At 69.9% G+C, this 12,947-nt stretch carries 18 protein-coding genes; 6 read left to right on the plus strand and 12 right to left on the minus strand.

The annotated features are described in order from the left end of the window. The first annotated feature begins 52 nt into the window (after positions 1–52). Complete coding sequence (locus tag MU521_RS03155; protein WP_092689632.1) at positions 53–877, plus strand: hypothetical protein; 825 nt, start codon at positions 53–55, stop codon at positions 875–877. Here the strand turns inward: MU521_RS03155 and MU521_RS03160 are convergent. After that, a complete protein-coding gene (locus MU521_RS03160; protein ID WP_092689636.1) occupies positions 874–1,665 on the minus strand; it encodes a DUF429 domain-containing protein in 792 nt (263 codons plus the stop codon). The genes MU521_RS03155 and MU521_RS03160 overlap by 4 nt on opposite strands. A 69-nt stretch (positions 1,666–1,734) precedes the next feature. On the opposite strand from MU521_RS03160, the gene MU521_RS03165 reads away from it, so the two are divergent. Beyond that, positions 1,735–1,893 (plus strand): DUF7559 family protein, encoded by a 159-nt coding sequence (locus MU521_RS03165; protein ID WP_175452797.1) that lies wholly within the window; start codon positions 1,735–1,737, stop codon positions 1,891–1,893. Beyond that, positions 1,890–2,381: an Hsp20/alpha crystallin family protein gene (locus MU521_RS03170; protein WP_092689640.1), complete on the plus strand. Its 492-nt coding sequence runs from the start codon at positions 1,890–1,892 to the stop codon at positions 2,379–2,381. Before MU521_RS03165 ends, MU521_RS03170 begins: the two co-directional genes overlap by 4 nt. Here MU521_RS03170 and MU521_RS03175 read toward each other — a convergent pair whose 3' ends face one another. The 5 genes from MU521_RS03175 to MU521_RS03195 all read right to left on the minus strand — a co-directional run bounded on the left by MU521_RS03175 (position 2,382) and on the right by MU521_RS03195 (position 5,990). Next, a complete protein-coding gene (locus MU521_RS03175) occupies positions 2,382–3,509 on the minus strand; it encodes an NAD(P)/FAD-dependent oxidoreductase (RefSeq protein WP_092689644.1) in 1,128 nt (375 codons plus the stop codon). A gap of 25 nt (positions 3,510–3,534) precedes the next feature. Then, positions 3,535–3,987: a hypothetical protein gene (locus MU521_RS03180; protein WP_092689647.1), complete on the minus strand. Its 453-nt coding sequence runs from the start codon at positions 3,985–3,987 to the stop codon at positions 3,535–3,537. Beyond that, positions 3,984–4,760: a DUF7388 family protein gene (locus MU521_RS03185; RefSeq protein ID WP_092689649.1), complete on the minus strand. Its 777-nt coding sequence runs from the start codon at positions 4,758–4,760 to the stop codon at positions 3,984–3,986. The genes MU521_RS03180 and MU521_RS03185 overlap by 4 nt, the downstream gene beginning before the upstream one ends. Positions 4,761–4,862: 102 nt before the next feature. Further along, positions 4,863–5,462, minus strand: coding sequence for an NUDIX hydrolase (locus MU521_RS03190; RefSeq protein WP_092689651.1), 600 nt, complete (start codon positions 5,460–5,462; stop codon positions 4,863–4,865). A 57-nt stretch (positions 5,463–5,519) separates the two neighbouring features. Next, the gene (locus MU521_RS03195; protein ID WP_092689654.1) at positions 5,520–5,990 is read right to left on the minus strand and encodes a DUF7109 family protein; all 471 of its coding nucleotides are present in this window, start codon (positions 5,988–5,990) and stop codon (positions 5,520–5,522) included. Between the two features lie 105 nt (positions 5,991–6,095). On the opposite strand from MU521_RS03195, the gene MU521_RS21600 reads away from it, so the two are divergent. Continuing rightward, positions 6,096–6,875: a response regulator gene (locus MU521_RS21600; RefSeq protein WP_092689656.1), complete on the plus strand. Its 780-nt coding sequence runs from the start codon at positions 6,096–6,098 to the stop codon at positions 6,873–6,875. 7 nt (positions 6,876–6,882) lie between these two features. Here MU521_RS21600 and MU521_RS03205 read toward each other — a convergent pair whose 3' ends face one another. Further along, the gene (locus tag MU521_RS03205) at positions 6,883–7,980 is read right to left on the minus strand and encodes a glycosyltransferase family protein (protein ID WP_092689659.1); all 1,098 of its coding nucleotides are present in this window, start codon (positions 7,978–7,980) and stop codon (positions 6,883–6,885) included. Between the two features lie 144 nt (positions 7,981–8,124). On the opposite strand from MU521_RS03205, the gene MU521_RS03210 reads away from it, so the two are divergent. Beyond that, positions 8,125–8,295 (plus strand): HVO_0758 family zinc finger protein, encoded by a 171-nt coding sequence (locus MU521_RS03210; protein ID WP_175452798.1) that lies wholly within the window; start codon positions 8,125–8,127, stop codon positions 8,293–8,295. Here the strand turns inward: MU521_RS03210 and MU521_RS03215 are convergent, their stop codons facing one another. From MU521_RS03215 to MU521_RS03235, 5 genes are all read right to left on the minus strand, one after another. Beyond that, positions 8,296–9,384 carry an aldo/keto reductase gene (locus MU521_RS03215; RefSeq protein ID WP_092689661.1) on the minus strand — a complete coding sequence of 363 codons (1,089 nt, stop codon included), beginning with the start codon at positions 9,382–9,384 and terminating at the stop codon, positions 8,296–8,298. Between the two features lie 188 nt (positions 9,385–9,572). Then, positions 9,573–10,745 carry a DHH family phosphoesterase gene (locus tag MU521_RS03220; protein ID WP_092689666.1) on the minus strand — a complete coding sequence of 391 codons (1,173 nt, stop codon included), beginning with the start codon at positions 10,743–10,745 and terminating at the stop codon, positions 9,573–9,575. 99 nt (positions 10,746–10,844) lie between these two features. Next, entirely contained in the window at positions 10,845–11,741 is an 897-nt protein-coding gene (locus MU521_RS03225; protein ID WP_092689669.1) for an SDR family oxidoreductase, read from the minus strand. A gap of 2 nt (positions 11,742–11,743) precedes the next feature. Next, the gene (locus tag MU521_RS03230) at positions 11,744–12,169 is read right to left on the minus strand and encodes a DUF5791 family protein (RefSeq protein WP_092689671.1); all 426 of its coding nucleotides are present in this window, start codon (positions 12,167–12,169) and stop codon (positions 11,744–11,746) included. Positions 12,170–12,237: 68 nt separating this feature from the next. Next, positions 12,238–12,603: a DHH family phosphoesterase gene (locus MU521_RS03235; RefSeq protein ID WP_092689674.1), complete on the minus strand. Its 366-nt coding sequence runs from the start codon at positions 12,601–12,603 to the stop codon at positions 12,238–12,240. Between the two features lie 33 nt (positions 12,604–12,636). Between MU521_RS03235 and MU521_RS03240 the strand changes: the two genes are divergently transcribed. Next, a complete protein-coding gene (locus MU521_RS03240; protein ID WP_139171070.1) occupies positions 12,637–12,879 on the plus strand; it encodes a hypothetical protein in 243 nt (80 codons plus the stop codon). Positions 12,880–12,947 lie beyond the last annotated feature (68 nt).

Here is a 12,947-nt window from a genome sequence, read left to right on the forward strand (position 1 = left end):
GCCACCGCCGCCGACCCCCACGCTCTTGAAACCGCCCCACGAACCTCCGGTCATGCCCGCCACGGTCTCCTGGCGGTACGACTACAGCACCGAGCCGTGGCTCCGCTGGCTCGTCCGGGCCGGAATGGCGGCCGTCTTCGGCGTCTACGCCGGCATGCTAGCACTCGGCGCGCTCGGCCTGGTCCTCGTGTTTTTCGTCGGGAGTACCGAGGTGCGCCTGCTCGTCGTCGTCCTCGCGCTGATCGGGGGCCCGTTCTCGCTGTTGTACCTCCTGCCGATGCTCACCGACCGGTCCCAGCGGAACCTCCCATTTATCGGTCGCGAGCCGACGATCCCCGGTCGGGAGCGGGTCCTGGCCGGTATCGTCGGCGGCCCGACGCTCGCGGCTGCACTGGTGATCGACCAGCGGCTGGCGGGCGGGCTGTTCGCCGTCGGCTTCCTCGCAGGTGCGGTGGGGGTGGCCTGCTCGACACACGGCGAGATCGACCCCGAATCGGGGACGGCGAGCAACGACTACCGCGAATGGGACCTCTCGCGGGTCACCGACTACAGCACCCGCCGGATCGGCCCGCTCGTGGTCGTCTCGCTGTCTGCATCCGGGCCGGGGAGTTTCGGTGCGGTCCCCTCGTGGCTCCTCGTGCCCGCGACCGTCGCCGACGACGCGACGGCCGCGCTCGATGAAATCCTCGACACGACCGAAGACGATCCGGCGCGGGACCCCAATCCTGCAGTTCGGGCCGTCGCCGGCTCGTTTGCGGTCCTGCTCGTGATCGGTGCGGTTGCACTGACCCGGCTGGGCGGCCCGGTCGGCTGGTGGGCCGCGGCGGTCACGGGACTGTTCGCCGTGGTCTTCCTCGTCGTCGCCCGCGAGGGTTAGACGTAGATGTGCCCCTCAGTCGAGTCCCACGGCCGATCCGGCTCGAAGTCGGCCTCGCGGGCCCGATACGTCGCGAGCGCGGCGACTACCGCGTCCAGCGCGTCCCCGCCCGCATCGTCGATCAACGCGGCGCGGACGCCCCGGGAGAACGCGAGGGGCGTCTCGACTTCCAGTCCCTCGACGATGGTCCGGCGGCGCTCCCGCGCAGGCTGGCCGCCGTCCTTGTACTCGGCGGCGGGGAGGTCACACCGGGCCAGCGTCGCCGCCGGGTACACCTCACAGAGGGACGTGTCGCCACCGTCCTGCATCGGGCGAACGGCCACCGCGTCGGTGCGGGAAAGCGGCGCGAGCACGTCCCGGATGCCGAAGAAGGTCTGTTTCCAGACGTGACTCCCGTAGGGACAGAGCGCGCCGACGGGGCCGTCGGTCTCCCGGCGGAGGTCGGCCCGCTCGCCGTCCGTCGCCTCTCGGGCACGAGCGCGGCACGTCGCCTGGAATCCGTCGGCGTCGGTCGCGGCCGTGGCGACCCACTCGACGCTCGCGGCCCAGCTATCGCACTGGTGGACGGTCGCGGGCACGCCGAAGGGGAAGTCCAGACCGACCGTCTCGGCGTCCCGGAGGAACGCGCTCAACTGGCCCAGACAGGGGGCACGCTCGGCGACGCCGAAGCGGTCGGCCGCCGAGTCACAGGACTCGATCCGGAGTTCGTCGTCTCTCGCCGTGGCCTCGGCGATCCAGATGTTGTGGCCGGCCTGGGCCGCGCCGCTGAAATCGACGCCGTGGAGCATACCCCGGGATGGGTGCGACGGAGGCAAAAAGCCGGGGCATTGATAGGCGAGGCCACCCTAGCGATGGATATGCCCAAAACGCTCGAAGTCACGTGTACGAGCGGGGACTGTGAGCTCGACATGTTCGAGATGCACTACACCTACGACATGCCCGACGACGTGGGGATCACGGACTTCTCGTGCCCGTACTGTGGCGAGACGGAGGGGCTGGAGGAAATCGAACTATGATCCGGGAACTCGGCCGCTCGATCGGTAACACGGTCATGGAGACCGTCGGCCGCGCGGCGAGTCGCGTCCAGGAGCGCCGGCCGCTCCCGGTCGACCTGCTCGAATCCGAGGACGCATTCCTGGCGGTGTTCGACGCGCCCGGCGCGACCAGCAGCGACGTACAGGTCCGCTTCGACGACAACGCCGTCGAGGTCCGGATCGACCGCTTCCGGGACTTCTACGAGGGGTTCGAGATGCTCGTCCCCGGCCGCGGCCTCGCGCTCGACGGCCGCGTCACCCTCCCCACCGAGGCCGCCGTCGACCCGACTGGGGCCGACGCCACCCTCCGGCGCAACGGGACGCTCGAAGTCCGCATCCCCAAGCACGAGGACGCCAGCGAGATGCACGCCGAGGAGGAGTCGACCGCGGTCGAAGACGTCGAAACCGCTGAGGAGTCGGCCGACGACACCGACGCGGCCACGGACGAACCGGACGCGAGCGACGCGTAGTCACTCGACGGTCATCCCCTCGACGACCGGGAACTGCTCGTCCCCGTCGAACCGCGTCGGATCGAACTCGCCGATCCCATCGTCGCCCAGCATCACCCCGGCAACTGTCCTCCCCAGCGCCGGCGCACGCATGAAGCCGTGGCCGTGCCACCCCGCCGCGACGAAGAAGCCCGAGTCGATCTCGCCGACCAGCGGGTCCCGATCCGGCGTGGCGGTACAGAGCCCGGCCCAGGAGCGCTCGACCGCGGATGGTCGCGTCTCCCCGGGGGCCAGCGCCGCGTCGACGCGCTCGATAGCGCTGGCGAGGAAGGGCTCGTCGGCCGTCCGGTCCCAGTCTTCGGGGTCGAAGTCGCGTTTCTCCACGCCGTCGCCGACGAGCAGGCTACCCTCGCGCGCTCTCCAGTAGAACCCCGCGGTCGCGTCGTACAGCGTCGGGACGCGCTCGCTCGCCGGAATCGGCTCGGTGACCAGCGCCTGCACCCGGTAGGCCTTGATCGGCACGGCGACGCCGGCGTCGGCCAGCAGCGAGCGCGTGTGTGCACCGGCCGCGACCAGCACCGCGTCGAATTCGACGGTGCCGTCGGGCGTCACGACCGCGGGACCGTCGGTCAAGCCGACCTCGGTCTCGGTCCGGATCGCCGCGCCGGCCTCGCGGGCCCGCTCGGCCATCACGGCAGCGTACTCGGCCGGGTCGGCACAGCCCGCGTCCCGTGCGACCGCGGCGACGGCCACATCGTCGGTCCGCAGTGCGGGAAACTCGGCGGCCAGCGCCCCCGGATCGAGCAGTTCGACGGCACGACCCCGCTCGCGCATCCGGGGCACCTGCTCCCTGATGGCCTCGGCTCGCGTCTCGTCGCCCTCGCGGGCGAGCCAGACGTAGGGCCGTTCGGCGACGGAAAACCGTGTCTCGGCCGCGAGTTCGCGAAAGCGGGCCATCGCCCGCGCGGCGACCGCGGCGTCGGTCCGGCCGGCGAAGGCGTCGTAGCAGATGCCCGCCGCACGGCCCGTGCTCTCGGCCGCGATGGCCCCGCGCTCGAACAGCGTCACGTCAACGCCGCGGTCGGCGAGGGCGCGGGCCGCGGTCACGCCCACCGCGCCGCCGCCGACAACGGCGACTGAGTCGGTCATTGGTGACGCTGGGGCGCGACCGCACTTAGCCTCGGCGTCGGCGGACGGCGTCGACCAGCCCGACCAGCGTCAGGCTCCCGAACACGGCGAGGCTCGCGTAGAAGACGGTGATCCCGTCGGGATCGACACCTGCTCGCCGCAGGACACCGCCGGCCAGCACGGCGAGGTCGTCCAGCACGACGAGGGGGAAAAACAGCGACAGGACGAGGACGCCCGCGACGCCGAAGGAGATCCGGCGGGCGGTCGCCTCGTCGACGCTCCCCCGGCGCTGGTGGTACGCCGAGTAGACGATGACCGCGAACCCGAGACAGAACACCGCGACGGCAGCGATCCGGAAGGAGACGAAGATGAACAGTTCGGCCGCCCACGCGGCTGTCGCGGCCAACCCCGGCGACGTTTCGAGGACGCCGGCCAGCAGCGTCAGGAGAAGACCGGCGACGCCGACGACGCCGGCGACGCGGGCCCGCCCGACGCTCATCGTCCGAGCGCGTCGAGGCCGCGGGCCGGGTACGCGACCACAGTGTCGGCCCCAGCCTCGGGGAGCCGTTCGACCCGATTCTCGACCGTCTCGCCGTCACCGACCAGGGCGTAATCCCTGACGGCCTGTGTGAGGACGTCTCTGGCCCGGCCGGTCGCCGTCGCGTCCGTCGCGGCGTCGTCGGGGAGTGCCGCCCTGACCGGTCCACGACGCGCCGCGTAGGCCCCGACCGCGTCGAGGATGGCGTCCTCGTCGTCGGTGACGACCGTCGGCGCGTAGACGGCCAGTTGCCCGTCGAACCCGGCCGCCCGGAGCGCGTGCAGGTCCCGCTCGGTCGACCGGGAGAGCAACTCGAGCTGCGGTCCGCCGGCTGCCAGCGCGACCCGTTCGACGCTCTCGGTGCCGACCCAGGCGTCGGGCGCGCGGTCGCGTGCCACACCGAGTCGCGGCGCGACTGCCCGCCCCTGTTCGGTCGCGGTCAGGTACATGGGGTTGCCCGCGACCAGAATCCGGCCGATACCGTCGGCCACCCAGTCCCACGACCCGTCGTCGCCGAGCGGGTCGAAGCCGTCGGCCTTGATCGGCGTCGTGGCCCGGACCTCGCGGTCGGCGGCCAGATCGGCCAGTACCTCGGCGTCGGGAAGCTGGTCCCGGCCCTCGTAGTCGACGACCGCGTCGACCGGGAGCGACGCCGCTCGTGACACGTCGATCTCCGTGGGTTTCAATCCGACCGCGTCGATGCCGGGCCTCGCCAGCACGCCCTCAGTTAACATAGTCTCCGGCCGGCCGCGTTCCCACGACCCGTTGTGCGCCAGTGTGGGAGTGGCCCGCAAAACGCTGTCGTTTCCTTGCTGGAGCGCGGTCGCTCCGGGCGGCTACATCGGGAGATCGGCGTCCGGATCCACTTCCCGATCCGCCTCCGGCGGCATCTCCCAGTCGGTCGTGAGTTCGAGCAACTGCACGAGGATGCGGGCGGTCGCACCCCAGACCGTGTAGCCGTCGACGTGGAAGAAGTGCAGGCGGATGTCGCCGTAGTGGGGGTGGTCCCGGCGCTCGGACTCGTAGTTGTCCAGGTCGGTGAGGTCCGCGACCGCGAGGACGGCGATTTCGGCGACCTCGCGCTCGTCGGGGACGTACTCCTGATCGGGGATTCTCGCGACGAACGGCCGGACGGAGTACCGGGTTACGGTGCTGATGTCGTCGAGGCGGCCGACGATGTCGGCCTGAGCGGGGTCGAGTCCGATCTCCTCGTTGGCCTCCCGGAGCGCGGTCGCCTCCAGGTCCCGGTCGCTGGGTTCGCGACCACCGCCGGGGAAGCTCATCTGACCCGGATGCTCCCCGAGGTGGTCCGCCCGCTTGGTGAACAACAGGTGTTCACCGCCGTCACGGGCGATGATCGGCGCGAGCACGGCGGCCTCGCGCTCCTCGTCGTTTATTCCGGTCGCCCGGAAGTTCCCGACCCGCTCCAGGTCCATACCCGTCATGTGGGCCCCCGCGCTCTTAATTTACCCGGGGACACCGGTGTCCGTGAGTCATGCTAGCGCGTCGTCGAGCCGGTCTCGCGCCGCCGCCAGGTCGACCGGCCCCCACACTTCGAGTTCGTAGCTCACGTCGAGCAGTTCCCGCATCCGCTCGTCGTCCCCGTCGGCGACGGCCCGGGCCGTGTCCGCACGGAAGCGTTCCTCCGCGGCCGCCCCCAGCTGCTCGCGGTCGACCGTCCGGTCGGGCACGTCGAGGATGTGGGGCAGGTCCGTCGCGTCCTCGGGGAGTTCCGGGAACGCCACCGGCCCGGGCACCAGCCACGCCTCGTCGGCCGCCGCCGGCTCGAACCCGACCAGGTGATAGGTCTCGCGGGCCGCGGCGATGTCGTCCTCGAACGCCGCCGGCGCCAGATCCTCACCCTGCCGGTAGGCCAGTTCCACCAGCGCCTGCCCGAGTTCCCCGGGCGTCAGCGCGTCGAACAGGTCGACGACCCCCGCCAACTCGTCGCCCGTCACGTCCATGCCCCGACCCGCGAGTGGCACCCCCTTTACTCTGACGGGGCCGCCGACAACTCCTCGTATCAGGGCCCAGGTTTATTATACAGTATTCCTAACTTGTAACGAACTGTGTACGCACCGACCGACGACCGGGTACAGGTGCTCCACGTCGACGACGAGGTTAGCCTCCTCGATCTGACCCAGGAGTGTCTGGAGCGGGCGTCGGACCGGCTCGACGTGGTCCGGGAGACCACCGCGGCGGCCGGACTGGACCGGCTCGCGGAGTCGGCAGTCGACTGCGTCCTCAGCGACTACGACATGCCCGGGATGGACGGGCTGGCCTTCCTCGACCGCGTCCGCGAGGAATACGACGACCTCCCGTTTATCCTCTACACCGGGAAGGGCAGCGAGGAGATCGCCAGCGAGGCCATCTCCGCGGGCGTGACCGACTACCTCCAGAAGGAGTCCGGCATCGACCACTACGACGTGCTGGCCAACAAGATCGAGACGGCCGTGGCGCGCCACCGGACCGAACGGGAACTGCGCGCGACCAAAGAGCAGTACCAGCGCCTCGTCGAACAGAACGTCGTCGGGATCTACCTCATCCAGAACGGCGAGTTCCGGTTCGTCAACGAGAAACTCGCCGCCATCCACGGCTACGACCGGTCGGAGATGATCGGCATGTCACCGCTGACGGTCGTCGCCGAGTCCGACCGCGACCGCGTCCGCCGGAACCTCCAGGTGCGACTGGCCGGCGGCCGCGAGGAACTGAACTACCGGATCGTCGGGAAGCACCGCGACGGCTCGACGCTCGACCTGGAACTCCACGGCGGCCGGATCGAGTACGAGGGTGGCCCCGCGGTGATGGGTGTCGTCGTGAACTGGTCGGAGCGGGACGGCGAGGTGTGACCGCCGGTCACCGATCGGTCGCGCGGGCAAGCCCCTGCCGGGCGGCCCGTTCGACCGTCGCGGGATCGAGGTCCGTCTCCGCCCAGGCGGGGAGTCGCGTGTCCGCCGCTGGCGGGGCGACGGCCTCGGCGTACGTGGCGACCTGCTCGCGCTCGCCGGCGGCGTCGAACGCGAACCCGTTGAACGCCGCGTCGGTTTCGTACTGTGCGACGAGGTCGTCCGCGACCGCCCGGTAGCGCTCGCGCAGCCGGTCGTAGTCGGGATCGACGCCCGCGTCCTCGACGGCGTGGAACAGTGCGGTGGCGACCTCGCGACACATGTCGCCCAGGCCCTGCGGGCCGCCGACCGCGCGGTGGTCGTGTTCGTGCCGTCCGAGGTCGACCTGTGCGGTGCCGGAGAAGCCGGCGACGTCGAAGGCGTCACCGAGCGTCCCGACTTCCAGCCCCCAGCCCCGCTGGGCGCGCAGTTGGCGAACCAGGTCGCTCGTGGCCGCGAACTCGCCGGCCAGCGCGTAGCGGAAACTCGCCAGGTAATCCACGATGGGCGCGTCGTCGTCCGCGGCGAGGGCCCGGACCAGCGGCGTGTAGAACAGTCGAAAGAGCCGGCCGTACAGCCGGTCGTTCTCGACGCGGGCGTAGTAGCCCTTCGAGAAGTCGTAGCCACGGGCGAGCGGAAAGAGGAGGCGCGGGACGTGGGCCCGCGAGTAGGTCGTCGCGTCGGCGTCGTGGACCGCGACGTACTCTTCCTGTGTGGCGAGTCCCAGCGCCAGCCACACGTCCCGCCCCTTCCCGGCGGGACCGTTCAGCCCATGCTCGCCGAGGGTATCCTGGACCTCCGGGGCGTTGCACCACAGCACGTCGGGGCCGAGTTCGAAGGAGTCGAGCCAGCGGGCGACGGTGTCGACACGCTCCTCGCTGGCCCGGAGCGCGACGATTACGCGGGCGGGGTCGACCCGATCCAGCGTCGTCAACACTCGCTCGGCCGCGAGGCTGGCGTGTTCCCGCTCGGTCAGGGGGACGACGACCGCGGCGCTCTCGGTCGGAGCCTCCGGAACGCGGTCGGCGAACGCGTGGAGCGTCGCCACCCGCTCCTGGACGTATTCCATCGACGCGTCGTACGGACTGGCCCCGAAAAAACCCGCCGTTCTCGGCCGTGTGTCGCTTGCCCGATCGGCCCCAGGACGCGCCGTCGAACGCGCGTCCGACACGTCGGCGCGGGCTTTTTAACGAGCCCACGAGTATGGCCGGCTATGGAATCCGTCCGCAAGGGACTACGCTCGGGCGACATCGAGAAAGACACTTACGAGCGACTCACCTGTGCGGCGTGTGGGGAGCAACTCGGAACCGAAAACGACCCCGACGAACTCAACACGATCAGGTTCTGTCCGAGCTGTGACCGCGAGTGGAAGAAAGTCGGCTAGTCACTCGAAGACGGCGTCGAACGCGCTCGCGCCCAGCGGTTCGAACGTGCCCGCCGCGACGTTCTCCGCGACGTGGTCGGGCGAGCCCATCCCGACCAGCGAACTCGTCACACCGGGAGCGCTCCGCGCGAAGTTGATCGCCCGCTGGGCCCGCGTCTCGCCGTCCAGTTTCGCTTCGACCGAGCCGGGCATCTCCGTGGCCAGCCGCCCCTGCATGATCGACGCGCTCGTGAACACGTCCAGCCCCGCCTCGTTCGCGAACCACAGCGCCGACTGTGGCCCCTCCGCACCGTCGTGTGATTCGACCGTGAACGCGTCGGCCATGAACACGTTGAACGGCAACTGGATCGCCCGAAGGTGAGTGGCATCGGTGCCCGCTCGATCCGACGCCGCCCGGGCACACGAGACGATCTCCGGGAGCGAGAGGTAGCTGTCCGCACCGTCGGCCACCCGGAACGACTCCCAGGAGGCCACGCCGTAGTGGCGCAGGTCTCCCTCGGCCGCCCGTTCTTCGAGTCGGGTGAACGTCTCTTCTAACTGCTCGTAGACCGCGTCCCGCGACTTCGATTCGAGTTGCGTCTCCGGATTGTGGACGTAGTACAGATCGACCGTATCGAGCCCCAGGTTCTCCAGCGACCGGTCCAGCTGTTCAGAAACGTAGTCGGGCGCGATGCAGTGTTGCCCGCGAACGAGGTCGTCGGGATCGACCAGGCCGGTGCCGAGGTACTCCTCGCGGACGAACTGTCCCGGGTCGGCGGGCCGCTCGCCGTCGAAGGGGACGAACCCGCCCTTGGTCGCGACCAGGACGGCCTCGCGGTCCACGTCCGCGTCGGCGATGGCCTCGCCGACGACGCGTTCGGATCGCTGACACCGGTAGTTGATCGCCGTGTCGACCACGTTGATGCCCGATTCGAGCGCTTCGACGATTGCCTCGCGGTAGTCCTCGTCGGCCGCGTCGGTCGGGTCGCCGAGGTACGTGCCGACGCCGACCGAGGAGACGACGCAGTTCCCGAAAGAGCGGAAGTAGGTGCGGGCGAACCGCTCGTGGTGGCGGTCGCGGTAGTCCCAGGTTGCCTCGCGGGTAGCCATGCGCGTGGGTAGGGGCGCGGACTGTAAAGGCGGGGCGGTCGCGGGTGGTGCGACCAGCACCAGCATCCGGCGCGCGAAGCGCGCCGGTTCCCCGACCCCGAACGAAGTGAGGGGTCGGCAGTTTTGCCCCACGTTTTTGCGACCGAGTGGTGGCCGCAGGCCACCCGAGGGAGTAAAAAGTGGGTGGGCTAAATGTCCCCGCTCATCGCGTCGAACAGCCGATCCGTCAACTCGGGCATCGTGATGCCGGTCGAGGGGCCGAGTCCCTCCATGTGATCGAGCGAGATCTGGCCGCCGCCCATGCGGGCGTGGCCGCCGGCTTCGGCCATCGGGATGTCGTCGACGGCGGCCCGGAGCGTCTTGCCCATGTGGACGCGGTCGTCTCGCGAGCGGCCCGAGAGGTGGACGGTGCCGTCTTTCTCGCCGGCGACGACGACGGCCGTGACCCCCTCAAGCCGGAGGAGTTCGTCGGCGGCCTGTGGAATGGCGTCGGCGTTGTTCACCTCGCCGACGTTGGCGAACGCGAAGGCGTTGCGGACTTCGCGGTTGGTGATGGCCCTCGCTTTGACTTCCAGCACTTCGGCGTCGACCTCGGGGTTGGCGATGCGGTCGAGCATGTCCTCGTCGACACCCTCGTAGAGGTAGCCGGCGGCACTGAATTCGTCCGCCGAACAGCCCTTGGTGAGGTGTTTCGTGTCCGACTGGATGCCGTAGATGAGGCCGGTGGCGAGGTCCGTCGGGAGTTGTTCGGGGCCGGCCTCGTCGTCGGGGTCGATGGTGTCCCAGCCGAGCGTCTGGAAGTATTCCGCGCAGATGGTGGCACAGGCACCGGTGTCGGTCCGAACGTCGGTGAACTCCGAGCCGGTGCCCTCGCCGGGGTGGTGGTCGACGACGGCGAAGGGGTCGACACTGTCCGCGCCGGAGAAGCCCCTCGGCGTGTTGTGATCGACGAGGACGACTTCCTTGGCGGTGAGTTCACTGGCGTCTTCGACGCGCTCGAACTCGAGGTCGAGGACGGTCTCGAAGGCGCGGTTTTCCTGATGGCGGATCTGACCGGTGTACTGCATCGTCGCGTCGGTGTCGGCGGATTCGGCGAGCGTCCGAACGGCCATGGCGCTGGCCATGGCGTCCGGGTCGGGGTTGGGGTGCATCAACACCGACACCTCGTCGCGGGCGGCCAAGAGTCGCTCGAGTTTCGCCCCCGTCGGTCGGCGGAAGCGGGCGACGAGCCAGGCGACGACGACGAGCGCGATCAGCGCAGCGACGGCCGCCGCCACGAGCGATGGGCCGTCCAGGGCGAACGCCGCGGTGGTATCGACGGCTGCACCGAGCCCGACGCCACCCGCGGCTGCAAGTGGCATACTCGCGTTGTGTCGCGCTGGATGAACATGAAGGTTCCCCATCGGTGCAATACTCGGAAGGCGCCACCAGCGCGCACGTACCGGTTCTGTACGGCGGAATTATCCGTAGTCGCCGCGCCGATACGCCTCGATTGCCGCCCGGTACCCCTCGCGGTAGGTCGGGAACGCGAAGTCGTAGCCCCACTCGCGGAGCCGGTCGTTCGAGCACCGCTTGCTCGTCTCGATCCGGCGGACCGCAGCGGCCGACAGCGAGTCGTCGGCTAGCCGCTCGGCTTTCGTCCGCTTGGGCGGCTCGGGGACGCCACACTCGGCGGCCAGCCAGTCCGCAAAGTCCCACTTCGGGGCCGGTTCGTCGTCCACAACGAGTACCACGTCGTCGCGGCCGCGGTCGGTCTCCAGCAGGTACCGCACCGCGCCCGCGGCGTCGTCGCGGTGGACCATGTTCAGGTACCCCTCCGTCACCGGTCCCTCGATGTATCGCTCCAGCCGGTAGCGGTCCGGGCCGTACAGGCCGGCAAAGCGGGCGACAGTGCCGTCGATGCCGTGCTCTCTGGCCACCTCGGTGGCGATCCGCTCGGCCTCGGCCAGCACTTCGGTCTTCTCGGTCGTCGGGTCGAGTGGCGTCGTCTCGTCCACCCAGTCGCCGTCGTGGTCGCCGTAGACGCCCGTGCTGGACGTGTAGACCAGTCGCTCCGGCGAGTGGTCGCGGGCAGCGAAGTGTTCGACTGCGGTCCGGAGGCCGTGGACGTAGATCTCGCGGGCCGCCTCGGCGCCGCGACCCCCCGAACTGGCCGCGAACACCACCGCGTCGGCGTCGGGGACCTCCTCCAGGTCGTCGGGGTCGGTCACGTCGGCCTGAACGGCCTCGAACCCCGCGGCCTCGATGGCCTCGACGCCCGCCTCGGAGCGGCGGATACCGACGACCTCGTGATCGGCCGATAGCTGTCGCCCCAGTTCCAGCCCGACGTAGCCACAGCCCAGAATCGCGACGCGCATGGTCACTTCTTGCTCTCGATGTACCCGTGGAGCAGCGCGTACTCGGCGATGGTCATCGGGTAGCGCCCCTCGACTTTCTGCTGGATCTCCTTGGCTTCGAGTTGGCTGTCGATCCCCGACTGGATCGCCTCCACGTCGAGGACGGCAGTGCTCATCCCCATCATGAGGATGTCGCGGGCGTCGGCCACGAGGAAGTCCGCGTCGGGCCGGTCGGGGTCGGTCGCGAGGATCGCCGCCGCCTCTTCGAGGGTCAGGTCCGGCGACTCGTCGTCGACCAGCGCCGAGAGTCGTTCCTCGTCGATCCCGGTCTCGGCGGCGACGGTCTCGATACCCTGATCGTCGATTATGTCCGTCAGCACCGCCTCGTAGGCGGCCAGCAGATCCTCGGGGTCGCGGTCCCCGACTGCCTCGAACTCGTCTCTGAGCATGCACGCTGGTAGGGTATCGTCCCCTAAATCAGTGTCAGTTCCCGCAGGCCGAGGCGGCCCGGACGATCTCACTCACCCGTCCTCGCCGTCCAGATGCATCGCGTCGAAAAAGCGATGCCGGACCCGGCGGGCGGCGAAGGGGCCCGGAGCGCGTCGGCGATGTCGACCCGAGAGTCGCTGGCCCGGGCGCTAAGCCGGACGGTCTCGTCGACCAGGCCGAACACCAGGACCGTCGTGCTCCCCTCCGGATTCAGGAGGGAGTCGGCGGCCTGTGGGATCGCGCCGCTCTCGCTCGTCCGGCCGACGGTCGCCACGAGGCTCGATCCGCGGACGGTGCGACTCCGGATCGCCTCGCCGATGGCGTCGAACATGGCGGGGGCGAAGGCCGACCCGTACATCTCCTTGACCAGCGGCACGTCGGCCTGCCGGAACACGGTGAGAGCGGCCTGGTACTCCCCGGCGGTCGGATGTCGGACGTAGCCCAGGCGCTCGCGGTGGAGGATAGTCGATGTCGGAACGCTGTTGTTGACGCCCGGGATCGGGTGGTCGAGGAAGGCGATGCAGTCGAACCCGTCGAGGTCCGTGTCGTCGAGGTGGGCCAGGTCGTCGATGCGCGAGGTCGCCGGCCGTGGAACGCTCGACTCCGACTCGCCGGCCTCCTCGTCTTGCTGTACGGGAGCTATAGTCTCGATCGGCGGTTACAGGCCTAAAAGCGTCCTCGCAGGGGAGCTACCGGCCGGTTGCGACTGGCGGACCCGGAACGAGCAGCCACGGCGTT

Origin of the sequence: Halorientalis regularis, assembly GCF_023698535.1 — an archaeon.
In the GTDB taxonomy this organism is placed as follows: domain Archaea; phylum Halobacteriota; class Halobacteria; order Halobacteriales; family Haloarculaceae; genus Halorientalis; species Halorientalis regularis.